Source organism: Nonomuraea solani, assembly GCF_900108335.1.
Taxonomy (GTDB): domain Bacteria; phylum Actinomycetota; class Actinomycetes; order Streptosporangiales; family Streptosporangiaceae; genus Nonomuraea; species Nonomuraea solani.
In genome coordinates, this window is sequence record NZ_FNVT01000030.1 from 79,570 (window position 1) to 106,276 (window position 26,707).

Genomic DNA, 26,707 nt, shown 5'->3' on the forward strand with positions numbered 1-26,707 from the left:
GTCCTCACAGAGGTCTCTTGCGGAACCTTTTCCACAGGGCTCACCGGCCACCGCACCGGTCATCCACAGAACCGTATTCGGCCGTCTTCGACAGCAGCCCCTCCCGGCATCCTCATACCCACGCCGCACATCTCACACCGCACACCGCACATCGCAGCCCCCACCACTCCTCCCCAGAAAGGATCACAGGATGCCCGGAGGCCCGCCCATGCTGGGATTCAGCCTGATCATCTACGCCACAGTCGGACTGATCTCCCTCATAGCCCTCAAGCTGAAGGGACGACGCAGATGAGCACGACAGGTTCCCCATCCCTCACCGTCATCGTCCCCGCCCACAACGAGGAACAGGGCCTGCCCGCCACCCTGACCTCCCTCAAGGCCCAGTCGATCCCCCCAGACGAGATCATCGTCATCGACGACGGCTCCACGGACCGCACAGGCGAGGTGGCCGCCTCCTACGGCGTGACGGTCCTGCGCCCACCCCAAAATCTGGGCAGCAAGGCCAAGGCCCAGAACCACGCACTCCCTCACTGCACCACGGACCTCGTCCTGGCCGTCGACGCCGACACCGTGCTCGCCCCCGACTACATTGAACGCATCAAACCGGTCTTCGACGACCCGAACGTCCACGTGGCCGCGGGCAACGTCCAAACCCGCTTCACCCGCACCCCGTGGGAGCGCGGCAGATCCACCGAATACCTCTTCGGCTTCCACTGGCACCGCCCGATCCAGCAGTTGGCCAACAGCCCCATGGTCTGCTCAGGCTGCTGCTCGGTCTTCAGACGCACGACACTGGCCGAAAACGGCGGCTTCCCCGAACGCACGATCGTCGAGGACATGGACTACACCTGGAGCCGGCAACTCGACGGCCACCGAGCCGTCTACGTGTCCGACGCCGTGGCCTGGGCCGCCGACCCGGAAACCCTCACCTACCTCCGCAAGCAGGTGTGGCGCTGGATGGCGGGCTTCATGCAGAACGTCCGCCTCCATCTCCCTCGCCTGCTCACCCGCAAGCCCATGCTGGCCACCTGGATCATCGTGGCCCTCCTGGAGATCCTCCTGGCCCCACTTTGGTGGGCGACCCCGCTCATCCTGACCCTCGGCCTCAACGAACCGGTGACCACGACTCTGGCCTGGTGGAGCGGCGGCGAACTCCTCCTGACCGTCCCCGCCCTCCTCTACGCCGCCAGACGCCGCCGCCTCCCGGTGGCCCGCGTCCTGCTCAACCTGCCCTTCGTCTACCTCAACAAGGCCGTCAACCTCTATTACGCCTGGAAGGCCCTACTGGTCGAGCTCATCATGGTCCCCCTACACCTGTCACGCGGCCTCCTGATCTACGAAAAAGGCCGATGACAACACCCCGATGATCGGCCACACGGGTCGCCACCGCCAAGAACTTCGGCGACCCACCCACTTCCCAGAGGACGACCCATCCACAGACCTTCGGCATCCCCGATACAGAGATCGTGATCCACGGCCCTGGCCGCCCGACCCACTTCAGCGGCCACAGGCTGATGACCGAGGGCCTCACCCTGACAGCCATCGCCATCCAGACCATCGAGAAGCCACCGCAGAACCTAGGCGAAGCCCGGAAAGGACGGACAACAAAAAGCTGGACGGGTCAAACCCCGCCCAGCCGTGTGTTACCAGAGGTGGAGCTATGGGGATTCGAACCCCAGACCTCCTCCATGCCATGGAGGCGCGCTACCAACTGCGCCATAGCCCCTGGTCACCGCTTCGAGTCCACCCGTTGCGGCGCTCCGAGAGCATATAGCCATCTGCCCGCATTCACCTAATCGCACCGCCCCCACTCCCTGGCCACCGCAGCCACGCCCACACCTTGGTTCTCAGAGCTGCCTACCCAAACCACCAGAGCCACCGCGCCCTACCTCAACTAGCTAGAACCACCATGCCGCGCCCTGCCCACGGGAGCCACCGCGCCAGCGCCCACAACCGCCCTCACCGCCCAACCACCGGAGCCGTCCTTCCACGCCCTGACCACCGAAGCCACCGCGCCAGCGCCCTAACCCCATTCCGCCCCCTGCCGCCCCAGCGACCACAACCGCCCTCACCGCCCAACCACCGGAGCCGTCCTTCCACGCCCTGACCACCGAAGCCGCCGTACCACACCCTGATCGCCAACGCCGCCCCCTGTCGCCTCGAAGCGACCACAGCCACCCGCCCCCCCAACCACCACAAAGCCCCCTCCTGCACCCTGGCCACCAGAGCCGCCACGGCATATCCGGACCACCAACCGGGGCTGGGCGGCATGGGCACGGGGCCGGCCGTCTACACCGCCGCGGATCTCGCCCTCGTTGCTGCCGAACTCAACAACCGCCCCCGCAAGACTCTCGGCTGGCAAGCACCCGCCGAGCTGTTCGCCAAGCTCGTTGCAACAGTCGGATGGTCACGTGTTGCGAAGATCGCTGGAATCCACCCGAGCTGTCAGCGCCAAGCCCAAGACGCCGACAAGTTCCTCGTCCCCCAGAAGAGATCCCACATCTGGCGGCGCCACCAGATCATGCGCCCGCTGCCGTACATATCAGGAAAAAGCCTGATCAAACGCATGACCGAGCGCGCCGCCACCGCCATCTGCCTCAAGGACCACACAGCCACCCTCAAGGACTACGCAATGCCCTCAGATCGTCCTCCACCGGCTCCGGCCCTTCCACGACCCGGGACCGCTGCACGCCGAGCAGGTCCACGCTGATCGTGACCGTGTCGCCTGGCGCCAGAGGCGCGTGCGCCTCGAACCCCAGCCGCCCCCACAGCTCGGCCAGGCACCCGCCCCCGCATGTCCCGGAACCGAGCACGTCCCCGGCCCGCACCTCGGTCCCTCGGGACGCGTACGCGATAATCTGCGGATAGGAGAACGCCATGTTGCTCCACCGGTCCCCGCCCACGGTCAGCCCGTTGACCGCCGCGGTCATGGACAGGTCGAAGGCGTTACCCGCCCGATAAGGCGCCAGCTCGTCGGGCGTGACCAGCACCGGTCCGAGCGTCGTGGCCGTGTCCTTGCCCTTGACGGGCCCCAGCCGCACCTCCATCTCGGCGAGCTGGATGTCGCGGGCCGACCAGTCGTTCATCAACGTATATCCGGCGATATGCGCCTCCGCTTCCTCGACGCCCAGATCCCGCCCGCCGCGCCCGATCACCGCGGCGACCTCCAGCTCGAAGTCGAACACCCCGCACCCCGGCGGCACCGGCACGTCGTCGTGCGGCCCGATCACGGCATAGGGGTTGGTGAAGTAGAAGGACGGAGCCGCGTACCACTGCTCGGGCACCGCCGCCCCCATCAGCTTGGCCACGCCCTCGACGTGCTGCTCGAAGGTCATGAAGTCCCGTACGGTCGGAGGGTCGGGGATGGGGGCGCGCAGGCGTACCGACTCCAGGGGCACGACCTCGGCGGGATCGCGCAGGGCGGCCTCGCCGGCGGCCGGCAGGTCGCCGAGCAGGTCGACCAGCCGCACCCCTGGCGGCAGGGCGTACACCTCCTCGGCGACGAGCACTCCGGCCCGATCGCCCGCGGAGCTGGCGTAGGTGACGAACCTCATCGGTACCTCCTCACACCGACGTCGGAAAAGGGCCGCGGTTCCAGGTGACCGCATCCGTGAAGGCGGCGGCCAGATCCACTTCGGTGCCGGCCGCGTCCGCGTACACGCGGTGCAGGTTGAGAACGAGGCGCTCCGCGTCAGCCCAGCCGTCGAAGTCCCGCAGGTCGGCGCGCCGGGCCGCGTCGAGCGGGCTCAGCCCTTGCTCGATCCCGGCCCGCCCGGTGTCCAGGACGAAGCGGTAGTAGCGCTCATGGTCGGCCAAAATGCCCGGCAGGTCGGCTGCAGAGGCCAACGGCCCGTGGCCGGGCACGATGTGGTCGGCGCCGAAGCCCGCCAGCCAGTCCAGCGACCGCAGCGCGCCCTCGGCCGAGCCCATCAGGATGAGCGGCGTGAGGCCATGGAAGAGCAGGTCACCGGTGAACAGCACGCGCTCCGCCGGCAGCCAGGCCACCACGTCGCCCGTCGTGTGCGCGGTGTGGCCGGGATGGAGCAGGTCGATCCGCCGCCCGCCGCTGTAGAGCGTCAGCTCCGTACGGAACACGAGCGACGGCGGCCGCCGCGTCACCGCGCCCCAGTCGGGCACCGGCGACCAGAACGGCGGGCACCCGTCGATGACGAAGTCCGCGAGCACGCCGGCGCGCACGCTCTCATGGCCGACGATCACCGCCTGTTCGGGAAGCAGGCTGTTGCCGTAGGTGTGGTCGCCGTGCTGGTGCGTGTTGACCGCCGCCCGGATGGGAGCGTCGCCGGTGGCCGCGGCGAGGGCCCCCAAGAACCGGCGGGTACGCTCCTCCGTGGCGCAGGTGTCGATGACGACCGTGCCGTCGGCCCCCGTCACCGCCCCCGCGTTGTTGACCCACCAGGTGCCGTCGGGTTGCACCCACGCGTGCACCCCGGGCACGATCTCGTACAACGCCGCTGGTTGATTTTCCATGCGTACGACGACACCACGAACCGCACGCGGGGATCATCAACGGGAACGGTTACGATCCCCCAGCAGCCGCGCCGCCCGCCGGAACGCCAGCACCCCCGGCCTCCCGTCGGCCACCCGAGTCGCCACAGCCACAGCCCCAACCGCAGGCACAGGCACAGGCACAGCCCCGGATTCAGCCGCAGGCGCAGCCCCAACCCCAGCCACAGCCACAGCCCCGGACCCAATCGCAGCCCCGGCCCCGGCCCAGGCGACAGCCGCCGAACACCCGGCCGACCGTCCCCCAGGCTCCGCCAAGAGCCGCTCCATATCGGCATATGTCGGCTGCACCGGCACCACGGCCGCCCCGGACGCCATCCGGTCGAACACGAGCCCGTCCACCGGCCCCGCGTACTGCACCACCCCCACGTCCACCCGCCCGGCCCGCACGGCCTCGTACTGGGAGGTGAGATCGAGCTCCCGGTGTTCGAGCACCAGCTCCGGCACCTGCCGCGCCACGATGCCCACGAGCACGGGCCAGGCCTGCGCCACCCCGGACCCGAGCACCCCCACCCGGAGAGGCGGCGGCGCGTCCGCCCGGGCCAGCTCCGCCAGCCCGTCGACCACCGCCAGCACCTTGCGCGCCTCGGCGACCAGCCGCTCCCCGGCGGGGGTCAGCGTGACCCGGCGGCTCGTACGCTCGAACAGCCGCCGCCCCACCTCACGTTCCAGGCGCTGGATGTGCCGCCCGAACGGCTGGGCCGCGATGAAATGCCGCTGCGCGGCGCGGCCGAAGTGCAACTCCTCCGCGAGCGTGACCGCATAGCGTAAAGACCGGATCTCCATCGGCGAACCTCCCCCGAGGCCGGCGACCTGCCGTCCCAGGCCACCGTCGGTGTCTGTCGCCGACCTATTCGTCCGAGATCCGCCGCCGTATGCCGATCACACGAACCGCCATATGCCAATCAAGCGAGCCGCCGTACATCGTTCACACGAACCACCGTACGTCGATCACACGGCAGACGTACGGCCCCCGAGCCGCACGACCTGTCCTAAACCTCGGCATCGGGCCGATCGTCGCTGTTCACCGGCTCCGGCAGGGTGCCGGCGTTGTGCTCCAGCAACCGCCACCCCCGTCGCCCCTCCTGCAACACCGACCACGAGCAGTTGCCGAGCCCCCCGATCGCGGGCCACAACTCCTCGGGCAACCCGAGCAGCTCGCAGATCCCGAGCCGCAGCGCGGCACCGTGCGAGGCGACGACCAGCAACCCGTCGTCGTCGATCCGGGACGCCCAGCGGCGCATGGCACCCGCGACCCTGGCGGCCACGTCGGGGACGGGCTCTCCGTCCGGCGCCTCCCAGGCGGCGTACTCCTCGGGCCACTGCGCGGCGATCTCGTCGCGCGTGAGCCCTTCCCACTGCCCGCCGCCACGCTCGCGGAAGTCCTTGTCGACCGCCACGTCGAGCCCGACGATGCGCCCAAGGGCGAGCGCGGTGTCGTTGGCCCGCTGCAGATCGGAGGAGACGATCAGCGTCGGCCGCAGCGAGGCCAGCAGCGACGCGGCCCTGGCGGCCTGCGCGACGCCGGTCTCGTCAAGGGGGATGTCGGAATGCCCTTGGAAGCGCTGCTCGACGTTCCAAAGCGTCTGCCCGTGCCGCAGACAAACGATGCGCTTACTCAAGTGCGCGCCCGCTGCAGGTTGGCCTGCATGACGCTCTCCGGCAGCGCGATGGCCGGGCAGTCCTTCCACAGGCGCTCGAGCGCGTAGAACGTACGGTCTTCCTCGTGCTGCACGTGCACGACGATGTCGAGGTAGTCGAGCAGCACCCAGCGGCCCTCGCGCTCGCCCTCACGGCGCACGGGCTTGGCGTCGGCCTCGATCCGCAGCCGATCTTCGATCTCGTCGACGATGGCACGGACCTGGCGGTCGTTGGTGGCGGAGCAGAGCAGGAAGGCGTCGGTGATGACGAGCTGTTCGCTCACGTCGTAGGCGAGGATGTCATCGGCCAGCTTGTCGGCCGCGGCCTCCGCGGCGATGCGCACGAGCTGGACGGCTCTGTCAGATGCGGTCACGATGCGGGTCTGTCCTCCTGTGTCGGCAGCATGCCTATATGTTGAGGGTACCCTTCCAGGCCGAAACCCCTCACCTACGGCACGAGTACCTTAGTCGGCGACCTGATAGAGCCCCCGCTTGTTGATGTACTGCACGATGCCGTCGGGCACCAAATACCAAATCGGCTCCCCCTCCGCCACCCGCTGACGGCACTCCGACGACGAGATGGCGAGTGCGGGAATTTCCAGCAATGTCACCTTTCCGGCCGGCAGCCCGGGATCGTGCAACGTGTGCCCAGGGCGCGTACAACCGACGAAATGGGCCAGCTCGAACAGCTCGTCGGCGTCCTGCCAGCCCAGAATGGCGCCCAGCGCGTCCGCGCCGGTGATGAAGTACAGGTCGGTCCCGGGACCGTAGATATCGGCCACGTCCCGCAATGTGTCGATGGTGAACGTCGGCCCCGGCCGATCCACGTCCACCCTGCTCACGGAGAAGCGGGGATTGGACGCGGTCGCGATGACCGTCATCAGATAGCGGTCCTCGGGCGCCGACACCAGGCGCTCCGACTTCTGGTACGGCCGTCCGGTCGGTACGAAGACGACCTCGTCCAGCTGGAAGTGGTGGGCCACTTCGCTGGCCGCGACAAGGTGACCGTGGTGAATGGGGTCGAACGTCCCACCCATCACACCTACTCGCCGCATCCCCTGCACACCAGGCGCGTTCATCATGAAACGGACCTTACGCGGACGCTTCGCCTCAACATGATGGCACCCCCCTTGGTGATGTCCGCGCATCACTTCCGTTGCGGACGTAGCATGCCGGGCATGACGACCACCCCGGACCGCAACCGCGTCCAACTGCCCGGCATCTCGTCCCGAGCCTACGAACACCCCGCAGACCGGTCCGCCCTGGTCGCTCTGCGTAAGTTGAGTGGGTTCGACACGGTTCTCAAGCAGATGTCTGGTCTCGTCAGCGAGCGCCGCCTCCGCCTCATGTACCTGGCCTCGGCAGTACGCGTCAGCGAGACCCAGTTCCGCTCCCTGTACGACATGGGGCGAGACGCCGCCTACATCCTCGACCTGCACCGGATCCCCGAGATCTACGTCCAGCAGGACCCGCGGGTCCAGGCCAAGGCCATCGGCTTCGACGACCCGTTCATCGTCGTGACCACCGGCCTGCTCAACCTCATGGACGAGGAGGAGCAGCGCTTCGTCATCGGCCACGAGACCTCGCACATCCTGTCGGGGCACGCGGTCTACCGGACGATGCTCGACATCCTCACCACCCTCGCCGCCCGCGTCGCGTGGATCCCGCTGGGCTACATCGGCCTGCGCGCGATCGTCGCGGGCCTGGAGGAGTGGTACCGCAAGTCCGAACTGTCCTCCGACCGAGGCGGCCTGCTCACCGGGCAGAACCCCGACTCGGCCAAGCGCGCGCTCATGAAGCTCGCCGGCGGCGACTACACCCACGAGATGAACATCGAGGCGTTCCTGGAGCAGTACCAGGAATACGACACCGCGGGCGACCTGCGCGACGGCTTCCTCAAGGTGCTCAACCTGCTCGGCACCACCCACCCGTTCGCGGTGGTGCGCGTGGCGGAGCTCGACAAGTGGCAGCGCAGCGGCGAGTACGACCGCATCCTGGGCGGCGACTACCCCCGCAGGGAGGACGACCCCAACGCGAGAGTGACCGACGAGATCAAGGCGGCGGCCGAGTCCTACCGCGCGTCCTGGTCGCAGTCGCAGGACCCGTTCATCGGGGTGCTGCGCGACGTGGCCGAGGGCGCGGTCAACGCGGGCGAGCGCATCTTCAACCGCTTCTCTCGCCGCGACGGCGGCCAGAGCTGATCGAAGCGCCATCCGCGGCCGATCCGCACGATCAGCCGCAGTGGCCCCGCCGCCGGCTGAGCGGCCGGGGCCGCAAGGGCTCCTCCGCCATCCGAAGTGCGGCCGATCCGCTTGATCAGCCGCAGTGGCCCGCCGTCCGGACAGCGGCGGGTCAGAGCAGGAGGGCAATGGCGCGCACGGCGGCCGCGCACAGGGCGACGAATCCGCCCAGCACGGCCAGTGCGCGCAGCCCTTCCCTCCGCAGGTCGGGCAGCCGATGCCCGATCCGCTCGATCTCACGCCCGGTGATGCCACCGCACAGCATCCCGAACACCACGCCCGCCACCGTCACAGGCGCGGGCTGCATCCACCAGTCGGTCGCGATCTGACCGCCGCCGGTAGCCCAGAGCGCACCGCCCGACGCCACCGCGACGGGCACGCCCGGCCACACGACGGCGGTCGCCGCGGCTCCGGTCAGCGCGAGCGGGAACGACAGCACGCGCAGCGCCACCCGTGTGCGCCGTGAGCTGCGCTTCCTGACCATCCAGTGGCCCATCCACAACGTCCTGGTCAGCACCACGAACGCGGTGGTGATCGCGATCGAGGCGATCGGCCAGATCACCGAGGCGACCACGCACGGCACCGCCAGCACCGCGAGCAGCAGCAGCGCGCCGTTGCCCGCGGGCAGCGTGGTGGCCGACTCGCCGCGCAGCCCGGCCCTGCGCCGGTCCTGCGACCTGGCCACCGTGGTCCTGCTCCGGACGGCCGCCGCCGCCCGCTGCCGCGGCGCCGTGACCTTTCCTTCTCCGGTACGGCTCCGCGGCGCCGGCACCTTGCCCTCCGCGCGACTACGCGCCGGCGCCCCTTCAGAAGCACGACCCCGCGCGGGTGTGCTTTCCGAGGCGCGGCCCCTCGCGGGTGTCCCTTCGGAAGCACGACCACGGGCCGCCGCGCCATCCGCACTCGCACGGCCGCGCGCACCGGTCCCGTCCGCCCCGGCCCGGCCCCGCGTGGTCTTCCCGTCGGAAGCGGCCCGGCTCCCGGTACGCCCGCGCGGCGCCGGCACCTTCCCCTCCGCCGGCACGGCGTTGGGCCTGCTGCGCGCGGACTTGGCCTCCCCGCGAGCCGCCTCCTCAGTCGTCCTGCTCCGCACGGCGGTCGTGCCCTTGCCGGCCTCCTCGGCCGCGCCGTCACCACCCGGCGTCTCCGGTTCGGTGGCGTTCGTGGCCTTGGCCAGCCGGGACAGCCGATCGGCCAGCAACGCCGCCGTGGGCCGCTTGCCGGGCTCCCTGTTGAGCGCCGCGCGGACGAGGGGCAGAAGTTCGACGGGCACGCCCTTGAGGTCGGCCTGCCCGTTGAGCACGGCGTACATCTGCGCCTCGGCCGTCCCGCGCCCGAACGTCGGCCGTCCCGTCGCCGCGAAAGCCACCGTCGCCGCCCATGCGTGCACGTCGGCGGGTGAGTCGACGTTCTCGTCGGCGAAGATCTCCGGCGCCGTGTAGCCGGGCGTGCCGAGGAACGTGCCGGTCATGGTGAGCCGCGTCGCGTCGAGCACCTGGGCGATGCCGAAGTCGATCAGCACCGGGCCTTCGGTGCCCATGATGATGTTGCCCGGCTTCAGGTCGCGGTGCACGACCCCCGCCGCGTGGATGATCGCGAGGGCGGCGGCGATGCCCTGGGCCATGTCCACGAGCTGGGACACGTCGAGCGGGCCGTCCTGGCGGACGCGGTCGAGCAGCGTGGCACCCTCGATGTGCTCCATCACCAGGTAGGGGCGGGCGCAGTTGAGGTCGGCGTCGAGCACCTTGGCGACGTAGGGGCTCTCGACCCTGCGCAGCGCGCGAACCTCGCGCTCCAGCCGGACCCGCATCATCTCGTCTTCGGCGAGGTCGTGCAGGACCTTGAGCGCGACATGCTCGCTGCGACGGGTGGTGGCGAGGTAGACCTCTCCCATGCCGCCCCGGCCGAGCCGCTCGACCAGGGTGTACGGCCCGACCTTGCCGAGCTTGCTCACCGTCCCTCCCCGCCCGGCGCGCCCATAAGGGACACAAATCTAGCGCCGGGAAGCGGATCGCCGCTTGAGGCACGCCGAAGGTTTATCGGCGTGTGTGATCGGACAGCATGGCGTCGAGCCCTGCCGTGGGCTCGTCGGACAGCTGTCTGCGGCCTTTCCTGCGCCAGTTGACGTGGCCCCGGCTCTCCAGCCAGAGCAGCAGCCGATCGGCACCGAACAGCACCGCGGCCGAGAAGACGAGGGCGACGACGATTTCCATGTCTCCCAGTCAAACCACGGCCCGCGGTGCGGGTCAGGCCGACACGCCGATTAACCGGCCACCACCGTACCCTCTGACGTGCGCAAATGCCCTTCACCCGTATAGATCCACTTGGTCGAGGTCAGTTCGGGCAGCCCCATCGGACCGCGCGAGTGCAACTTCTGCGTGGAGATGCCGATCTCCGCGCCGAACCCGAACTCCCCTCCGTCGGTGAACCTGGTCGAAGCATTGACGGCCACGGCCGCCGAGTCGACGAGCGCGACGAACCGGCGGGCGGCCCGCTGCGAACGGGTGACGATGGCGTCGGTGTGACCCGACCCGTAGCGCCTGATGTGCGCCACCGCGTCCTCCAGCGAGCCGACGACGGCGGCGGCGATGTCGAGCGAGAGGTATTCGGCGTAGAAGTCGTCCTCGGTGACGGGCACGACCTCACCGTATCCGGCGATCCGGGCGTCGCCGTGCACGGTCACGCCCGCCTCCGCCAGCGCCGTCAGCGCGCGCGGCACGAAAGCGTCGGCGATGCCCTCGTGCACGAGGAACGTCTCGGCGGCGTTGCACACCGACGGCCGCTGCGCCTTGGCGTTGACCAGGATCTGCACGGCCAGCTCGACGTCGGCCTCGGCGTCGACGTAGACGTGGCAGTTGCCGACGCCCGTCTCGATCACCGGCACCGTGGACTCCTCGACCACCGAGTTGATCAGCGACGCGCCACCGCGCGGGATCAGCACGTCGACCAGCCCGCGGGCCCGCATGAGCTCCTTGACCGAGTCACGGGTCTGCCCGGGCACGAGCTGGACGGCCCCGGCGGGCACCTCGGTGCCCGCCAGCGCCTCCTGCATGATCCGTACGAGGGCGGTGTTGGAGGAGTAGGCACTGGACGAGCCCCGCAGCAGCACGGCGTTGCCGCTCTTGAGACAGAGCGCCGCGGCGTCGACGGTGACGTTGGGCCGGCCTTCGTAGATGATCCCGATCACGCCCAGCGGCACCCTGAGCTGGCGCAGCTCAAGCCCGTTGGGCAACGTGGAGCCGCGTACGACCTCGCCGACCGGGTCGGGCAGGTCGGCCACCTGCCGCACGGCCTCGGCGATGGCCGCGATCCTGGCCTCGTCGAGCCGCAGCCGGTCGATCATCGCCTCGGCCGTGCCCTGCGCCCTGGCCTGCTCGACGTCCTTGGCGTTGGCCTCGACGATCTCCGCGGCGTGCGCGACCAGGGCGTCGGCGACCGTGCGCAACGCCCGGTCCTTAGGCGCCCGCGGCAGCGGGGCCAGCTCGGCGGCGGCCTCTCGTGCCGCACGGGCGACCTTCAGGAACTCTTCGGACATCGCGCGCTCCCTCTTCGGGCTTCAGCTGTGGGCTTCCAGTATGACCATGTCGTCGCGATGGATCAGCTCGCGTTCATATTCCGGACCGAGCGTGCTCGCCAGCTCCTTCGTGGAGCGCCCGAGCAGGCCGGGAATCTCGGTGGCGTCGAAGTTCACCAGCCCGCGGGCCACCACGAGGCCCTGCGGCCCGCACAGGTCGACGGGGTCACCGGCCGCGAACTCGCCCTCCACGGACGTCACCCCGGCCGGCAGCAGCGACTTGCGCCGCCCCACGATGGCCTCCACCGCGCCCTGGTCGAGGTGGAGGCGGCCGCGCCCGGTGGTGGCGTGCGCGAGCCACAGCAGCCGCGTGCCGGGATGCCGGCCGCCGGGATGGAAGTAGGTGCCCACATCGGCCCCGCTCAGCGCCTGGGCGGCGTGAGCGGCCGCGGTGAGCACCACGGGCACCCCTGCGCCGGTCGCGATCCTGGCGGCCTGCACCTTGGTCACCATGCCGCCGGTGCCGACCGACGCGCCGTTCTTGCCCAGCTCGACGCCGGCCAGGTCTTCTGGCCCGCGGATCTCGGCCAGCCGCCGCGAGCCGGTGCGGCTCGGCGGGCCGTCGTAGAGCGCGTCCACGTCCGACAGCAGCACCAGGGCGTCGGCGTGGATGAGGTGCGACACCAGCGCCGCCAGCCGGTCGTTGTCGCCGAAGCGGATCTCGTCGGTGGCCACGGTGTCGTTCTCGTTGACGATGGGCATGATGCCCAGCTCCAGCAGCCGCGCCAGCGTGCGCTGGGCGTTGGCGTGGTGGGCGCGGCGCATCATGTCGTCGGCGGTCAGCAGCACCTGGCCGACGCGCAGCGAGTAGCGGGCGAAGGAGGAGGTGTAGCGGGCGACCAGCACGCCCTGCCCGACGGACGCCGCCGCCTGCTGGGTGGCCAGGTCACGTGGTCGCGCGCTCAGCCCGAGCGGCCCGAGGCCCGCCGCGATGGCTCCGGAGGAGACCAGGACGATCTGCGTCCCCGTACGCCGCCGTGCCGCCAGCACGTCCACCAGGGCGTCCACGCGATCGACGTCGATCATGCCCTGGGGGGTGGTGAGCGAGGAGGAGCCGACCTTGACGACGACCTTCGACGCTGAGCTGATCTGTTCCCGCACGCCTGGCAGCCTATCGGCTCACCACCCCGCAATATCGCTACATTGACTGCATCAGTGCATTCGATGTAGTTATTTGCTCATGGATATCCGTACCTACGTCGTCACGGGCGCCGCTTCCGGCATCGGCGCGGCCACCGCCGAGCACCTGGCCAAGGCGGGTGCTCGCGTGATCCGCTGCGACGTCCGCGACGCCGACGTCCTGACCGACCTGACCACCCCAGCAGGGCGGGAAAGCCTGGTCTCCCAGGTCACGGCGCTCACCAGCGGCAAGATCGACGCCGTGGTCGCCGTCGCCGGCCTGGCCCTCCCATCCGACCTCACCGTCCGGCTCAACTTCTTCGGCACGATCGCCACCTTGGAGGGCCTCTACCCTCTCCTGCTGGGCTCAGGCCGGCCCAGAGCGGTCGCGGTCTCGTCCCTGAGCGCGATCGTGGCCGCCGACGACGGCGTCGTGGACGCCTGCCTGTCCATGGACGAGGAGCGGGCCGCCACCGCCGCTCGCATGGCCGCCGGACGGGGGCACGGCCGCGCCATCTACCCGTCGACCAAGCTGGCGCTCGACCGCTGGCTCCGCCGCGCCGCCGTCACCCCCGGCTGGGCCGGGGCCGGCATCCCCCTCAACGCGGTGGCGCCGGGCATCGTGGACACGGAAACCGCCAGAAACACGTTCCTGAACGACGAGAACACCCGCCGGCTGGTGTCGGCCATCATGCCCCAGCCGCTGGCCTTCCCCGGGCCAGTGGACGCGATCGCGGCGCTGCTGGCGTGGCTCGCGGGCCCGGAGAACACGTTCACGACCGGCCAGATCATCTACGCCGACGGCGGCGCCGAAGCCACCCTGCGCCCCTGACGCGCCCCTCCCGCCCCTGACTGCAACCCTGACGTACCCTTCCCGCCCCTGACGGCGACGCTGACGTACCCTTCCCTCCCCTGACGGCGACGCTGACGCGGCCCTGCAGCCCTGACGCGCCCCTGCAGCCCTGACGCGCTCCCGCGGCCCTGACGCGGATCCTGCAGCCCTGATGCGACCCCTGACACGACCCTTGACGCGACAAAGCGGCACCACCCGGGCTGAAAGCACCCGAGTGGCACCGCGCGTCGTGCCCGATCCTCACCCGAGGCGGGTGTCGGACCCCCGAGGCCCCTGCCGGATCGACTCGGCGTTCAGCGTGGGCTGCCAGTCGAAGATGTAGCCACTCTCCATCGACCCGATGACGACCTCGGCTCCCGCCTTGGCCCCGGCCTTGGCCAGCTCCGCCTCGACCCCCAGCCGTTCGAGCCGGTCGGCGAGATAGCCCACCGCCTCGTCGTTGGTGAAGTCCGTCTGCCTGATCCACCGCTCCGGCTTCTCACCGGTGATCTGGAACAGGTTCTCGTTGACCCGCCGCACCTTGAACCCGGTGTCCCCGAGCTGCTTGGGCCGGATGACCAGCCGCGTGGGCTCCTCGATCGGCTTGTTGGCCCGGGCCGCCGCCACCCACTCGCCCATCGCGAACGTCAGCTCCCGCAACCCGTCGTGCGTGGCCGCCGAGATCGTGAACACCTTCAGCCCCCGCGCCTCGAACTCGGGCGCGACCATCTCGGCCAGCTCCCGGGCGTCGGGAACGTCGGCCTTGTTCAGCACGACCAGCCGGGGCCGGTCCTCGAGCTTCCCGTACGCCCGCAGCTCTCCCTCGATCACCTCGTAGTCGGTGATCGGGTCACGCCCGGGCTCCATGGTGGCGCAGTCGATGACGTGCACGAGCATGTCGCACCGCTCGACGTGCCGCAGGAACTCGTGCCCGAGCCCCTTGCCCTGCGAGGCACCGGGAATCAGCCCCGGCACGTCGGCGACGGTGAACACGTTGTCCCCCGCCGTCACCACGCCCAGGTTGGGGATCAGGGTCGTGAACGGGTAGTCCGCGATCTTCGGCTTGGCCGCGCTCAGCGCCGCGATCAGCGACGACTTCCCGGCGCTCGGGAACCCGACCAGCGCCACGTCCGCGACGCTCTTGAGCTCCAGCATGACGTCGAGCCCGTCACCCGGCTCACCGAGCAGCGCGAACCCGGGCGCCTTGCGCTTGGTGGTGGCCAGCGCGGCATTGCCGAGCCCGCCGTGCCCGCCCTGGGCGATCACGTAGCGGGTGCCGGCCCCGACCAGGTCCACCAGCACCTCACCCGTGCCGGCGTCCTTGACCACGGTCCCGTTGGGCACAGGCAGGATCACGTCGTCCCCGTTGGCGCCGTCCCGGTTGGACCCGTGGCCCTGCTTGCCGTTCTCCGCCTTGCGGTGCGGCCGGCGGTGGTAGTCGAGCAGCGTCGCGGTGTTGGGATCGACCTCCAGGACGACATCGCCGCCCCGTCCGCCGTTCCCGCCGTCGGGCCCGCCGAGCGGCTTGAACTTCTCCCGGTGGATGGAGGCACACCCATTTCCCCCGTCACCGGCCCTGATATGAAGGACCACCTGGTCCACAAAGTCCGGCATCCCGTATTCCTCCATCGCCCCACCAGGGGCATCTCATGTGTCACAAGCCAAACCTCTACGGCGACCCCGTCCCCCGGCCGAACCACCAGAAGTCCGCTTCTGGCACACCCGCAGAAACGCCAAAGGGCGGATCGACACGCGATCGATCCACCCTTTGAACAACGCGAAGAAAGAAGGAAGAACCTTACTCCGCGACAGGAACGATGCTGACGGCCCTGCGGCCGCGCTTGAGGCCGAACTGCACGTGGCCGGCGGCCAGCGCGAACAGCGTGTCGTCGCCACCGCGGCCCACGTTGTCGCCAGGGTGGAAGTGGGTGCCACGCTGACGGACGATGATCTCGCCCGCGTTGACCAGCTGGCCACCAAAGCGCTTGACGCCCAGGCGCTGGGCGTTGGAGTCACGACCGTTCCGGGTGGACGATGCGCCCTTCTTGTGTGCCATCTCTCAAACTCCCCGTTCAGGCCTGGTCGATGCCGGTGATCTTCACCTGGGTGTACCGCTGACGGTGACCCTGGCGCTTCTTGTAACCGGTCTTGTTCTTGTACTTGAGAATGCGGATTTTCGGGCCCTTGGTCTCACCGAGGATCTCGGCGCTGACCATGAACTTGCCCGCCTCGGTGGTCACATCGCCGTCGTTGACGACGAGCACCGTCGGCAGCGAAACCGAAGAGCCGACCTCGCCGGCGACCTTGTCCACCTCGAGGACGTCACCGACGGAGACCTTCTGCTGCCTGCCGCCGCAACGAACGATCGCGTACACCGCGGAACCCTTCTACTGACTCACTGTTGCTTGACGATTCCCGACTGCCTCACGAAGAGGCGGTCGCCGAATGCTGCGCCTATCATTCGGCCTGTCTCAAACCGACGAACCGAGTAAGCGCGCCAACAGGGCACGTCACCTGACGCACCGATTCACCAGGGTACCGGATTAACGGGCCCCTAGGCGAACCGGACGGAACGTCGGAAGCCAGCCGAGACTAATCGGCCGACTTGGCTCGGCGAGAGCGTCGCCGCCCTCTACCGGAAGTCTGGTTTGCCTGGTCGTCCTCAGCAGGGACGTCCTCAAGCGCACCGGTCACGGTATCACGGCCTGAGGAGTCCTTGGCCGCGGAAACCTTGTCGGAGACCGCCTTCTCGACCGCCATCTTGCCCTGCGTACCACGTGCTTCCGACTTGGTCTCGACCGGCTCCGTGGAGATGAGCAGACCGCGACCGTTGCAGCAGTCACATGGCGTCGAGAACGCCTCCAGGAGCCCCTGACCGACCCGCTTACGGGTCATCTGGACCAGGCCCAGCGAGGTCACCTCGGCCACCTGGTGCTTGGTCCTGTCGCGGGCCAGGCACTCCAGCAGCCGCCGCAGCACCAGGTCGCGGTTCGACTCCAGCACCATGTCGATGAAGTCGATCACGATGATGCCGCCGATGTCACGCAGCCGGAGCTGGCGCACGATCTCCTCGGCCGCCTCCAGGTTGTTCCTGGTGACGGTCTCCTCCAGGTTGCCGCCCTGGCCGGTGAACTTGCCGGTGTTGACGTCGACGACGGTCATCGCCTCGGTACGGTCGATCACCAGCGAGCCGCCGCTCGGCAGCCACACCTTGCGGTCGAGCGCCTTGCCGAGCTGCTCGTCGATCCGGTACGACTCGAACACGTCGCCCTGGGAGCCGTCCCACTGGGACAGTCGCTCGCCCAGATGCGGCGCGACGTACTTGACGTAGTCGTCGACCGTGTCCCAAGCCTCGTCGCCCTGCACGACCAGCGAGGTGAAGTCCTCGTTGAACACGTCGCGCACGACCCGGATGGTCAGGTCGGGCTCGGCCGAGAGCAGCTCGGGCGGGCTGGCCGACTTGGCCTTCTTCTGGATGCTCTCCCACTGCGCGGACAGCCGGGCCACGTCACGGGCCAGCTCGTCCTCGGAGGCGCCCTCGGCCGCGGTGCGCACGATCACGCCGGCGTTCTCCGGCATGACCTTCTTCAGGATGCTCTTGAGCCGGGTGCGCTCCTTGTCGGGCAGCTTGCGGCTGATCCCGGTCATCGACCCGTCGGGGACGTAGACCAGGTAACGGCCGGGCAGGCTGATCTGCGACGTGAGCCGCGCGCCCTTGTGCCCGATCGGGTCCTTCGTGACCTGTACGAGCACCGACTGGCCCGACTTCAGCGCCGCCTCGATGCGTTTGGGCTGACCCTCCAGCCCGGCGGTGTCGAAGTTCACCTCACCGGCGTAAAGGACCGCGTTCCTGCCCTTGCCGATGTCCACGAACGCCGCCTCCATCGACGGCAGCACGTTCTGCACCTTGCCGAGGTAGACGTTTCCGACGTAGGACTGGCTGGCCTCACGGTTGACGTAGTGCTCGACGAGCACGCCGTCCTCCAGGACCGCGATCTGCGTACGGTCGCCCTGGCGGCGCACCACCATCATGCGGTCGACCGACTCGCGGCGGGCCAGGAACTCCGACTCCGTGATGATCGGCGGACGCCTGCGGCCGAGCTCGCGCCCCTCGCGGCGGCGCTGCTTCTTGGCCTCGAGCCTGGTGGAGCCGCGCACGCTCTGCACACCGTCGGTGGCGATGTCGTGCGAGGCCGCCCGCCCCGAGCGCGGCGCGCGGATGCGCACCACCGTGTTCGGCGGGTCGTCGCTGGCCGGCTCCGAGCCCTCGTCGCCACCACGGCGACGGCGGCGGCGCCGGCGGCGCGAGCTGGAGGCCTCCTCGTCCTGGGAGTCCTCGCCCTGCTCCTCGTCGGAGTCGTCGTCGGACTCCTCGCCGTCCTCGCTCTCGTCACGCTCGCGGGCCTTGCCACGGCCCCTGCCGCCACGCCGGCGGCGACGGCGCCGGCCTCCGCCCTCCTCTTCCTGGTCGTCGGAGGTGTCGAGTTCGGTCTCGTCCTCGACCTCGTCCTCGGCGACCGGCTCTTCGACGGGCTCCTCGAACTTCTCGTCCTTCTCGGGCTTCTTGGGCTCGGCGACGGGCTGCGGCGGCTCGGCTCGCTTGGTGGCGGCGGGCTTGCCCTTGCTGGGGTCCGGCGCCTGGAACAGCGGCGCGAAGATCGCGGCGGGCCGCTGGTAGGAGGCGCCCGGCTGGTCCTGCCTGCGCGCGGTCAGCCCGAACGGGTCGGAGAGCAGACTGGGCCGCTCCGTCTCCTCGTCCAGGTCCTCACCGGCCGGCTCGTCATCGAGCGGCTCGTCCTCGGGCAGGATCTCCAGGATGTCGTCGTCCGCCTCTTCGACGCCCTCGGCAGCCGCCACATCGGCACCTGCGCCACGCCCGTTCGCCTCAGCGGTCTCAGAGCCGGCGGCCCGTCCGCTGTCCACAGACGCCCCCTCAGCCCCTTGTACGGCCGCGGCGTCCTCAGCGCGCGCCTTGGCGCCCCTGGTGCGCGTCGTCCTGGCACGCCCGGCGCGCGTGGTCCCACCAGCGGCGGCAGCCGTCTCACTCTCGGACGCGCCCGCGGCGGCCCCGGCCTCACCGACCGTGCCACCAACGGCACCCACCGCCTCGTCCGTGTCCGCTCCGGCGCCGGTCCCGCGGCCGCTCACGGCCCCGGCGACGTCCGCGCCGCGACCGCCCTCAAGCCCGCCGGCAAGCGCCGCCGAGCCCTCCACGGCCTCGGCGGCCACGGTCTCTTCCGGCTCGGCCTTCTTGCGCGTCCTGCGCCGCTTCACCGGCTCCTCGGCGACCTCGGCAGCGGTCTCGGCGGGCGTCTCACCCTCCGGGAGCGCTCCCGCCGCGTCCGCCTGCTCCTCAGCGGCCTTCTTCGTCGTACGCCGCCGCGTGGTCGTGGCGGTCGATCTCGTCCTGGTGGCCCTCTTGGGCTTCTCAGCCTCGGCGACGGCCTCAGCGACCGCGGCCTCGACCACACTCTCCCCTTCCGGCACCGGCCCAGCGGCCGTGCCGGAACCAGCCGTACCGGTGCCAGTGGCACCCGTACCGGTGGCGGAACCACCGGCGACGGCGGGCGCCCCAGCGCCGGCCTCAGCCGACGCGGTGGCGGCCGCGAGCATCTCAGCCCCAGGCTCCCCCGCCGCGCGCTGCGCGGCGTTACGCTGCACCGCCTGTACGTCCGCCACCGACGGCGCGGACTGCGCCGCCGCGACGGTCACCGGTGCGGAGGCCGGCTCCTCAGGCAGCTCCGGCGGAGGACCCGCCGGGCGGCTGGAGCGGCGACGCCGGGTCACCTCAGGCTGTTCAATTGTCTCCCCGTCAGGGCCAGTGGCCCCGGCGTTGGGCTCGTTGTCGAGCATGCGGGCGCTCTCCCGTCAGCTCCCGGGCGCGTCGCCGCGCCGCGCAGGAGCCCTCGTGTCTCGTTGTCCGCCGGCACCTCCAAAACGGAGGCGCCGACGCCAAGTCCTGTCAGCGGTCGTGCCCGGCTCACGCAGGGCACCTCCTTAACCGGCGACGTGCTCACCTGTCGGCCCCGCCTCGCCGCCGCGCGTGGTGTCGCGGTCCAGGTCGAGCGGGTCGGCAAGCGCACCGGTGCTTGCGTCCAGCGGCCCCTGCGCCAGCCTGGTCACCTCGGGGGGAACCGGCGGCGCGAAGTCGGCCACAAGGCGCAGCCCTGTGAGCACATCGTCGGGTCGTACGGCAGGCGTAATGTGCCGAACAACCATGCGCAGTATGACACACGGCTCTCCAAGCACTTGAGCTGCGGTTCTGTCTGTTCCCTCGGACACCACGAGCACCAGGACGGCCTGCCGCGCGTCGAAGCGGCGGGGACCCTTCTTGGTGAGGCGCTCGACTTCCACCGTGCCTGCCGCGAGGAACTTCTCCACCGCCACCACGGCGAGTTCGCGATCGGCACCGGGCAGCCGCACCTCCCACTCGGAGACCTCCAAGCGGTCGGCCAACCCCCCCGGACCTGCCTCCACAACGTCGAGTACGTCGAGTCCAGGCGGCAACGACCCATCGAGGTCCTGTTTGACCTGGTCGGGGTCGCACGGCGTGGTAACACCGATCTCGAGGTATTCGGCTTCGCTGGCGACACCGGTCGGCGCCGCGCCCGCGTAGGAGATCTTGGGGTGGGGCGAGAAACCCGCGCTGTAGGCCACCGGAATGCCGGCACGGCGGACCGCCCTCTCAACGGCCCGCGAGATGTCGCGGTGGCTGGTGAAGCGCAGGCGGCCGCGCTTGGCGTAACGCACACGCAGGCGTTGCACCGTGGGCGCGGGCGGAGGCCCTTCGGGAACAGGTTTCAGAGCAGGTCGTCCTTCCCTTGTAAGAGTTCCTTCGTCTCAGGATAAGCCGCTCAGGCGTATGTACGTGTACGCCGTGACACGGCTCGCCCACTGAGCGCTCTAGACCACCGTCAGAGGAAGGAGTTTTCGCCCCGTGGGGCCGATCTGGATTTCGGTGCCCATGGTGGGGCAGACGCCGCAGTCGTAGCACGGAGTCCAGCGGCAGTCCTCGACCTCGGAGCCGTTGACGGCCTCCTGCCAGTCCTGCCAGAGCCATTCGCGGTCGAGCCCGGCGTCGAGGTGGTCCCACGGCAGGACCTCGTTCTCTTCCCGCTCGCGCGTGGTGTACCAGTCGACGTCGACGCCCGCCTTCTCGGCGGAGGCACGCCAGCGCTCGTAGGAGAAGTGCTCGCTCCACCCGTCGAACCGGCCGCCGTCCTCCCAGACGGCCCTGATCACGGCCCCGACCCTGCGGTCGCCCCGCGAGAGCAGGCCCTCCACGATGGAGGGTTTGCCGTCGTGGTAGCGGAAGCCGATGGCGCGGCCGTATTGCTTGTCGCCCCTGACCGAGTCGCGCAGCGCCTTGAGGCGCCGGTCGACGGTCTCGTGGTCGGCCTGGCCCGCCCACTGGAACGGCGTGTGCGGCTTGGGCACGAAGCCGCCGATGGACACCGTGCAGCGGATGTCGCGGCTGCCGGTGGCCTCCCGGCCCGCCTGGATGACCTTCTTGGCCAGGTCGGCGATGCCGAGCACGTCTTCGTCCTGCTCGGTGGGCAGCCCGCACATGAAGTAGAGCTTGACCTGCCGCCACCCCTGTGTGTAGGCCGTGGTGACGGTACGGATCAGGTCTTCCTCGGTGACCATCTTGTTGATCACCTTGCGCATGCGCTCCGAGCCGCCCTCGGGCGCGAACGTCAGGCCCGAGCGCCTGCCGTTCCTGGAGAACTCGTTGGCCAGGTCGATGTTGAACGCGTCGACCCGGGTCGAGGGCAGCGACAGCGAGGTGTTGGTGCCTTCGTAGCGATCGGCCAGGCCCTTGGCCACGTCGGCGATCTCGGAGTGGTCGGCGGACGACAGCGACAGCAGGCCGACCTCGTTGAAGCCGGACTCCTTGATGCCGTTTTCGACCATCGCCCCGATCGTGGTGATGGAGCGCTCGCGCACCGGGCGCGTGATCATGCCCGCCTGGCAGAACCGGCAGCCGCGCGTGCAGCCGCGGAAGATCTCCACGCTGAACCGCTCGTGCACCGTCTCGGCCAGCGGCACCAGCGGTTTCTTCGGGTACGGCCACTCGTCCAGGTCCATGACGGTGTGCTTGTGCACCCGCCACGGCACGTCGGCCCGGTTGGGCGCGACCCGCTTGATGCGGCCGTCGGGGTGGTAGTCGACGTCGTAGAACTTCGGCACGTAGACCCCGCCGGACTCGGCGAGCCGCATCAGCAGCTCGTCGCGCCCGCCGGGCCGGCCCTCGGCCTTCCACTCGCGGATGACCTCGCTGATGGCGATGGAGATCTGCTCTCCGTCGCCGAGCACGGCCGCGTCGAGGAAGTCGGCGATGGGCTCGGGGTTGAACGCCGCGTGACCGCCCGCGAGCACGATCGGGTCGTCCTCGCCGCGCTCCTCGGCCAGCAGCGGAATGCCCGCCAGGTCGAGCGCGGTCAGCATGTTGGTGTAGCCGAGCTCGGTCGAGAACGACAGGCCGAGCACGTCGAAGGCGCGCACCGGCCGGTGCGCGTCGACGGTGAACTGCGGGACGCCCTCGGCCCGCATGAGCGCCTCCAGGTCGGGCCAGACCGCGTAGGTGCGCTCGGCCAGCGTCCCGGGGAGCTCGTTGAGGATCTCGTAGAGGATCGCCACGCCCTGGTTGGGCAGCCCGACCTCGTAGGCGTCCGGATACATCAGCGCCCACCGCACATCGGCGGAGTCCCAGTCCTTGATGGTCGAGTTGAGCTCACCCCCGACGTACTGGATGGGCTTCTGCACCTTGGGCAGCAGCGCTTCCAGGCGGGGGAATATCGACTCGACAGACATAGAGTCCAGGGTAGCGGCGGTCAGACGGTGGCAGGTCCCTGGACGTCGATGTCCTTTCCGCTGAGCACCAGAATCCGATGCCCTTCGTAGCAGGTCAGTTCGACGGCGATGACGCCGCTTTCGAGGTTGTGCACACTGGTGACGTGGTTCGCGGGCAGCAGAAAGCGCTCCTCGCACGCGTCGCAATAGGCCAAGAACATACTTCTAATTAAACGACTGTCTTCGCACTTTGATGGCCTGCAGAAGCCCAATCGCAATGAGATTGGCGAAAGTGGCGGTGCCGCCATACGACACGAAGGGCAGCGGCAGCCCGGTGATCGGCATGATCCCGATCGTCATGCCCACATTGATGAACGCCTGGAACGAGAACCAGCACACGATCGTCCCCGCGACCAGGCTCCCGAACCTGTCTTCGCACTGCCGGGCGATCTTCAGCCCGCGCAGCAGCACGACGCCGAGCAGCAGCACCACCGTGACCGACCCGAGAAACCCGAACTCCTCCCCCGCCACGGTGAAGATGAAGTCCGTGTGCTGCTCGGGCACGAACCGCCCGGTCGTCTGCCCCCCGCCCAGCAGCCCTTTCCCCAGCAGTTGCCCGGACCCGATCGCGATCAGCGACTGCGTGCTGTTGTAGCCGGCCCCTCGCGGATCGACGCTCGGGTCGATGAAGGCCGTGAACCGCATCAGCTGGTACGGCTCCAGCAGTTCGAAGGCGAACACCGCCGCCACCCCGGCCGCCCCCACCAGGGTCAGCAGCCCGATCCACCGTTTCCGCACGCCCGAGATGATCAGCCCGGCCGCCACGATCACCGCCAGCACCAGCGCCGTACCGAGGTCGGGCTGAAGCATCACCAGCCCGATCGTCACCCCCGCGGCGACCAGCACCAGCGCCACATCGAGCCCCCGCGGCCGATCGCTGCCCTCGGCCGGCTGTGCCAGCAACATCGCGATCATGAGCAGCAGCCCGACCTTGGCGAACTCGGACGGCTGCACCGCGAACCCGCCGCCGAGCAGGATCCACGAGTGCGACCCGTTGATCGTCGCCCCCAACGGTGTGATCACCAGCCCCAGCCCCGCCAGCGACACCAGGAACACCAGCGGTGCGTAGGCCCGCATCGCCCGATGGTCCACCGTGGCCACGATCCCGCACATCACCACCCCGATGATCTCGTTGAGCAGGTGCTTCTTTACCAGCCCTGTCGCCCCCGGCGCCCAGGTCCTGGTCGAGGACCAGACGAGCAGGGTGCCGATCACGCTGAGCCCGACCACCGCGACCAGCATCAGCCCATCGAGCCGCCGCACCGTGGAGTTCTCGCGCGCCATCCGCCGCAGCAGCGAGGGCTGCCGGATGGCCACCGCCCGCGCGCTCACCCGCCGGCCACCATTCCGTCGGGCGAGAACCGGGGCAGGCGCGTCGTCAGCCGCCCGCCGGGCACGGCCGGCTTGCGTTTGATGCCGTAGATCCCCTCATAGATCTCTCGTACGGCCGGCGCCGCCGTCTGCGCTCCCATCCCACCCTGCGAGACCATGACGACCACCACGTACTGCGGGTTCTTGGTGGGCGCGAACGACGCGAACCAGGAGGTGTCCTTCTTGCCCCACACCTCGGCCGTACCGGTCTTGCCGCCCACCCGCACCTTGTTCATCGGAAATCCGGCGAAGGCCCCGGCCGCGGTGCCATCGGCGGCCACCTGGCTCAGCGCGTTCTTGATGTAGAGCCGCTCCTTCTCGCTGAGCGGCAGCTTCCCCACCACCGGCACGTCAATGGTCCTGACCACCTTGCCGTCCGGCCGCACCTGCGCCCACCCGATGCGCGGGCTGCGCACCTTGCCATCGCTCACCAGCGCCATGTACGCCCTGGCCAGTTGCATCGGCGTGACCAGCACGTCGCCCTGCCCGATGGAGAAGTTGGCGGAGTCACCGGGCCGCAGCAGGAACCCTTCGGTGCAGTTCTCCAGCGCCAGCCGCTTCAGGAACTCCGCCCGCGCCCGGTCCTTCTCCTCCGGGTAGCCCTTGCGGGACCGCTCACAGTTGATCGCGCTGGTCCGGTTCCACAGGTCCTTCTTCCAGGCCCGGTCGGGAATCCGGCCGGACGACTCGCCGGGCAGGTCGACGCCGGTCGGGCTGCCGAACCCGAACGCCCTGGCCATGTTGGCGAACACCTCCTTCGGTGTCCGCTTCGGATGCCGCCCGCCGTCCTTGAGGTATTGCTCGTAGGCGGCCCGATAGAAGATCGTGTCGCACGACTTCACCAGCGCCGTGTGCAACGTCAGCGAGCCCAGCGCGATGCCACGGAAGTTGTTGAAGGCCCGGCCGCCCACCGCATAGGAGCCGGGACAGTTGTAGTGGGCGTTGAGCGGATATCCGGCCCGCAGCATCGCCGACACCGACGAGACCTTGAACGTCGAACCGGGCGCGAACTGCCCGTTGATCGCCCGCGACATGAGCGGTTTGCCGGACTTGGTGGACAGCAGCCACTGGTAGCCCCGCGCCGAGATCCCGCCGCCCCAGATCTCCGGGTCGTAACCGGGCGCGCTGGACAGCGCCACCACCCGCCCCGAACGCGCGTCGAGCACCACCCCGGCCCCGCCGTCGGCCCCCGGCGCGCCCTTCACCGCCTTCGTGAGCGCCTTCTCCACCACGGTCTGCACCCGCGCGTCGATGCTGGTCACCAGGTGGTCGCCGGGGACGGGAGTGATCTGCTCCTCCACCCCGAGCGCCTTGCCCATCCGGTCGACCTGCACCCGGCGCAGCCCGGCCTTGCCCCGCAGTGCGTCGTCGTAGACGTATTCGATCCCGTCGCGCCCGGCCAGGTCGACCCCGGAGAAGCTCGCCTTCAGCCCTTCACGCTTCTCCAGCTCGGCCTCGGTGACCGGCTGCAGATAGCCGAACATCTGGGCCCCGGCCCGGCCGCCCGGATATTGCCGGACAGAGTGAATCTCCGCGGTGATGCCGGGAAACTCCTCCTGCCGCTCCAGAATCTGCAGCGCCTCCCGGGTGTCCACCTTCTCGTCCAGCGGAACCGGCTGGTACGGCGACCCGGTCCAGCACGGCTTGCCCACCCCGGGCCCGCACGGTGTGATGCGCTGCTGCAGATCGGTGACCGGCTTGCCGAGCACCTCCGACAGCTTGCGCAGCACCTTGACGCCGCCGTCCTTCATCCTGGTCAGCCGGGTCCTGTCCACCGAGACGACGAGCGCGGTCTTGTTGCGCACCAGCGGCCGCCCGGACGAGTCGAGGATCTGCCCGCGCACCGCCGGTACGATCACCGCCCGCGTCCTGGTCTCCGTCGCCCGCGTCACGAACTCCTGCCCGCGCACCACCTGCACCTGCCACAGGCGCACGGCCAGCACGACGAGCAGGGTCAGCACGAGGACGTGCAGCAGGAACAGCCGGGCGCGCATCCTGGTCATGCCGGGAACCTCGGCTGTCTGTCCCGCGTGGTCAGCCAGATCACGACCGGCGACGCCAGCAGCGTGTAGACGACGCTGACGGGCACCTGCTCGGTCAGCGTCGACATCGTCACCCGGGGATCGGAGATCAGGCCGCCCATGCCCGCCGCCAGCACCGGCGCCATCAGCACGCACAACACCACGGTCGTCGCGGGCCCGCCCGCGCCACGCCCGGCGACATAGCCGACGAGCGCCAGCACGAACGCGTACTGGCCCATCAGATGCGCGGTCGGCGGCATGACGTCCACCAGCAGCCCGGTGAAGAACCCGAGCATCGCCCCGGACGCGGGCCCCCGGGCCAGCGACGCACCGACCACGGCGAGCAGCACCAGATCAGGCGCACCCCCGGCGGGCAGCGGCACCCGGTTGACGAGCATGACCTGCGTCAGCAACGCCAGCAGAACGGACAGCCCCCCGATCACCGCACCCTCCCAGAACAGCCCTCAGCCACCGCACCCCACCCAAAAGCCCACGCCCCGACACCCGCACCCGACCCGAAAGGCCACGCACTG

At 69.8% G+C, this 26,707-nt stretch carries 23 protein-coding genes, 1 tRNA gene and 1 pseudogene; 4 read left to right on the plus strand and 21 right to left on the minus strand.

Translation table 11 applies throughout. The annotated features are described in order from the left end of the window. Nucleotides 1-288: 288 nt before the first annotated feature. Nucleotides 289-1,353, plus strand: a complete 1,065-nt coding sequence (locus C4V41_RS54050; RefSeq protein ID WP_103963877.1) for a glycosyltransferase — start codon at nt 289-291, stop codon at nt 1,351-1,353. A 300-nt stretch (nt 1,354-1,653) separates the two neighbouring features. On the opposite strand, the gene C4V41_RS54055 is transcribed toward C4V41_RS54050, so the two are convergent. Continuing rightward, nucleotides 1,654-1,726 (minus strand) — tRNA-Ala (locus tag C4V41_RS54055). Between the two features lie 546 nt (nt 1,727-2,272). Here C4V41_RS54055 and C4V41_RS66470 point away from each other — a divergent pair. Beyond that, nucleotides 2,273-2,401: pseudogene (locus C4V41_RS66470) on the plus strand (IS30 family transposase); the annotation flags it as partial. A 217-nt stretch (nt 2,402-2,618) separates the two neighbouring features. On the opposite strand, the gene C4V41_RS54065 reads toward C4V41_RS66470, so the two are convergent. From C4V41_RS54065 to nadD, 6 genes are all read right to left on the minus strand, one after another. Continuing rightward, nucleotides 2,619-3,554 (minus strand): fumarylacetoacetate hydrolase family protein, encoded by a 936-nt coding sequence (locus C4V41_RS54065; RefSeq protein WP_103963878.1) that lies wholly within the window; start codon nt 3,552-3,554, stop codon nt 2,619-2,621. 10 nt (nt 3,555-3,564) lie between these two features. Then, nucleotides 3,565-4,488 carry an MBL fold metallo-hydrolase gene (locus C4V41_RS54070; RefSeq protein WP_103963879.1) on the minus strand — a complete coding sequence of 308 codons (924 nt, stop codon included), beginning with the start codon at nt 4,486-4,488 and terminating at the stop codon, nt 3,565-3,567. A 36-nt stretch (nt 4,489-4,524) separates the two neighbouring features. Next, a complete protein-coding gene (locus C4V41_RS54075; RefSeq protein WP_103963880.1) occupies nt 4,525-5,310 on the minus strand; it encodes a LysR family transcriptional regulator in 786 nt (261 codons plus the stop codon). Between the two features lie 206 nt (nt 5,311-5,516). Beyond that, on the minus strand, nt 5,517-6,146 hold the full coding sequence (locus C4V41_RS54080) for a histidine phosphatase family protein (RefSeq protein WP_103963881.1): 630 nt from the start codon (nt 6,144-6,146) through the stop codon (nt 5,517-5,519). Further along, nucleotides 6,143-6,538 carry a ribosome silencing factor gene (gene rsfS / locus C4V41_RS54085; RefSeq protein ID WP_103963882.1) on the minus strand — a complete coding sequence of 132 codons (396 nt, stop codon included), beginning with the start codon at nt 6,536-6,538 and terminating at the stop codon, nt 6,143-6,145. The genes C4V41_RS54080 and rsfS overlap by 4 nt, the downstream gene beginning before the upstream one ends. A 90-nt stretch (nt 6,539-6,628) precedes the next feature. After that, complete coding sequence (gene nadD / locus C4V41_RS54090) at nt 6,629-7,246, minus strand: nicotinate-nucleotide adenylyltransferase (RefSeq protein WP_103963883.1); 618 nt, start codon at nt 7,244-7,246, stop codon at nt 6,629-6,631. A gap of 87 nt (nt 7,247-7,333) precedes the next feature. Here nadD and C4V41_RS54095 point away from each other — a divergent pair, with 87 nt between their 5' ends. Beyond that, a complete protein-coding gene (locus C4V41_RS54095) occupies nt 7,334-8,365 on the plus strand; it encodes a M48 family metallopeptidase (protein WP_200824891.1) in 1,032 nt (343 codons plus the stop codon). 151 nt (nt 8,366-8,516) lie between these two features. Here C4V41_RS54095 and C4V41_RS54100 read toward each other — a convergent pair whose 3' ends face one another. From C4V41_RS54100 to proB, 4 genes are all read right to left on the minus strand, one after another. Continuing rightward, a complete protein-coding gene (locus C4V41_RS54100) occupies nt 8,517-10,358 on the minus strand; it encodes a serine/threonine protein kinase (RefSeq protein WP_103963884.1) in 1,842 nt (613 codons plus the stop codon). Nucleotides 10,359-10,440: 82 nt separating this feature from the next. Beyond that, a complete protein-coding gene (locus C4V41_RS63630; protein WP_200824892.1) occupies nt 10,441-10,617 on the minus strand; it encodes a hypothetical protein in 177 nt (58 codons plus the stop codon). Between the two features lie 50 nt (nt 10,618-10,667). Further along, entirely contained in the window at nt 10,668-11,939 is a 1,272-nt protein-coding gene (locus tag C4V41_RS54105; RefSeq protein WP_103963885.1) for a glutamate-5-semialdehyde dehydrogenase, read from the minus strand. Between the two features lie 21 nt (nt 11,940-11,960). Further along, nucleotides 11,961-13,079, minus strand: a complete 1,119-nt coding sequence (gene proB / locus C4V41_RS54110; protein WP_407670169.1) for a glutamate 5-kinase — start codon at nt 13,077-13,079, stop codon at nt 11,961-11,963. Nucleotides 13,080-13,158: 79 nt separating this feature from the next. Here proB and C4V41_RS54115 point away from each other — a divergent pair, with 79 nt between their 5' ends. Continuing rightward, entirely contained in the window at nt 13,159-13,929 is a 771-nt protein-coding gene (locus C4V41_RS54115; RefSeq protein ID WP_103963886.1) for an SDR family oxidoreductase, read from the plus strand. A gap of 261 nt (nt 13,930-14,190) precedes the next feature. Here the strand turns inward: C4V41_RS54115 and obgE are convergent, their stop codons facing one another. From obgE to mreD, 10 genes are all read right to left on the minus strand, one after another. Further along, nucleotides 14,191-15,543 carry a GTPase ObgE gene (gene obgE, locus C4V41_RS54120; protein WP_103963914.1) on the minus strand — a complete coding sequence of 451 codons (1,353 nt, stop codon included), beginning with the start codon at nt 15,541-15,543 and terminating at the stop codon, nt 14,191-14,193. Nucleotides 15,544-15,727: 184 nt separating this feature from the next. Further along, entirely contained in the window at nt 15,728-15,985 is a 258-nt protein-coding gene (rpmA, locus tag C4V41_RS54125) for a 50S ribosomal protein L27 (RefSeq protein WP_090773491.1), read from the minus strand. Nucleotides 15,986-16,001: 16 nt separating this feature from the next. After that, entirely contained in the window at nt 16,002-16,304 is a 303-nt protein-coding gene (gene rplU, locus C4V41_RS54130) for a 50S ribosomal protein L21 (RefSeq protein WP_103963887.1), read from the minus strand. A 217-nt stretch (nt 16,305-16,521) separates the two neighbouring features. Further along, nucleotides 16,522-19,782 carry an Rne/Rng family ribonuclease gene (locus C4V41_RS54135; RefSeq protein WP_235030967.1) on the minus strand — a complete coding sequence of 1,087 codons (3,261 nt, stop codon included), beginning with the start codon at nt 19,780-19,782 and terminating at the stop codon, nt 16,522-16,524. A 144-nt stretch (nt 19,783-19,926) separates the two neighbouring features. Next, nucleotides 19,927-20,694 (minus strand): TIGR03936 family radical SAM-associated protein, encoded by a 768-nt coding sequence (locus C4V41_RS54140; RefSeq protein WP_103963888.1) that lies wholly within the window; start codon nt 20,692-20,694, stop codon nt 19,927-19,929. A 138-nt stretch (nt 20,695-20,832) separates the two neighbouring features. After that, the gene (locus C4V41_RS54145; RefSeq protein ID WP_103963889.1) at nt 20,833-22,743 is read right to left on the minus strand and encodes a TIGR03960 family B12-binding radical SAM protein; all 1,911 of its coding nucleotides are present in this window, start codon (nt 22,741-22,743) and stop codon (nt 20,833-20,835) included. Nucleotides 22,744-22,763: 20 nt separating this feature from the next. After that, nucleotides 22,764-22,943 (minus strand): hypothetical protein, encoded by a 180-nt coding sequence (locus C4V41_RS54150; protein WP_103963890.1) that lies wholly within the window; start codon nt 22,941-22,943, stop codon nt 22,764-22,766. A 4-nt stretch (nt 22,944-22,947) separates the two neighbouring features. Continuing rightward, nucleotides 22,948-24,114: a rod shape-determining protein RodA gene (rodA, locus tag C4V41_RS54155; protein WP_103963891.1), complete on the minus strand. Its 1,167-nt coding sequence runs from the start codon at nt 24,112-24,114 to the stop codon at nt 22,948-22,950. After that, nucleotides 24,111-26,156 (minus strand): penicillin-binding protein 2, encoded by a 2,046-nt coding sequence (gene mrdA, locus C4V41_RS54160; RefSeq protein WP_103963892.1) that lies wholly within the window; start codon nt 26,154-26,156, stop codon nt 24,111-24,113. Before mrdA ends, rodA begins: the two co-directional genes overlap by 4 nt. Continuing rightward, entirely contained in the window at nt 26,153-26,617 is a 465-nt protein-coding gene (mreD, locus tag C4V41_RS54165; RefSeq protein WP_103963893.1) for a rod shape-determining protein MreD, read from the minus strand. The genes mrdA and mreD overlap by 4 nt, the downstream gene beginning before the upstream one ends. Nucleotides 26,618-26,707 lie beyond the last annotated feature (90 nt).

Coding starts and splice junctions, on each gene's coding strand:
- C4V41_RS54050 (WP_103963877.1), top strand. CDS start 289: ATGAGCACGACAGGTTCCCCATCCCTCACCGTCATCGTCCCCGCCCAC.
- C4V41_RS54065 (WP_103963878.1), bottom strand. CDS start 3,554: ATGAGGTTCGTCACCTACGCCAGCTCCGCGGGCGATCGGGCCGGAGTG.
- C4V41_RS54070 (WP_103963879.1), bottom strand. CDS start 4,488: ATGGAAAATCAACCAGCGGCGTTGTACGAGATCGTGCCCGGGGTGCAC.
- C4V41_RS54075 (WP_103963880.1), bottom strand. CDS start 5,310: ATGGAGATCCGGTCTTTACGCTATGCGGTCACGCTCGCGGAGGAGTTG.
- nadD (WP_103963883.1), bottom strand. CDS start 7,246: ATGATGAACGCGCCTGGTGTGCAGGGGATGCGGCGAGTAGGTGTGATG.
- C4V41_RS54095 (WP_200824891.1), top strand. CDS start 7,334: ATGCCGGGCATGACGACCACCCCGGACCGCAACCGCGTCCAACTGCCC.
- C4V41_RS63630 (WP_200824892.1), bottom strand. CDS start 10,617: ATGGAAATCGTCGTCGCCCTCGTCTTCTCGGCCGCGGTGCTGTTCGGT.
- C4V41_RS54105 (WP_103963885.1), bottom strand. CDS start 11,939: ATGTCCGAAGAGTTCCTGAAGGTCGCCCGTGCGGCACGAGAGGCCGCC.
- C4V41_RS54115 (WP_103963886.1), top strand. CDS start 13,159: ATGGATATCCGTACCTACGTCGTCACGGGCGCCGCTTCCGGCATCGGC.
- obgE (WP_103963914.1), bottom strand. CDS start 15,543: ATGCCGGACTTTGTGGACCAGGTGGTCCTTCATATCAGGGCCGGTGAC.
- rpmA (WP_090773491.1), bottom strand. CDS start 15,985: ATGGCACACAAGAAGGGCGCATCGTCCACCCGGAACGGTCGTGACTCC.
- C4V41_RS54135 (WP_235030967.1), bottom strand. CDS start 19,782: ATGCTCGACAACGAGCCCAACGCCGGGGCCACTGGCCCTGACGGGGAG.
- C4V41_RS54145 (WP_103963889.1), bottom strand. CDS start 22,743: ATGTCTGTCGAGTCGATATTCCCCCGCCTGGAAGCGCTGCTGCCCAAG.
- C4V41_RS54150 (WP_103963890.1), bottom strand. CDS start 22,943: ATGTTCTTGGCCTATTGCGACGCGTGCGAGGAGCGCTTTCTGCTGCCC.
- mrdA (WP_103963892.1), bottom strand. CDS start 26,156: ATGACCAGGATGCGCGCCCGGCTGTTCCTGCTGCACGTCCTCGTGCTG.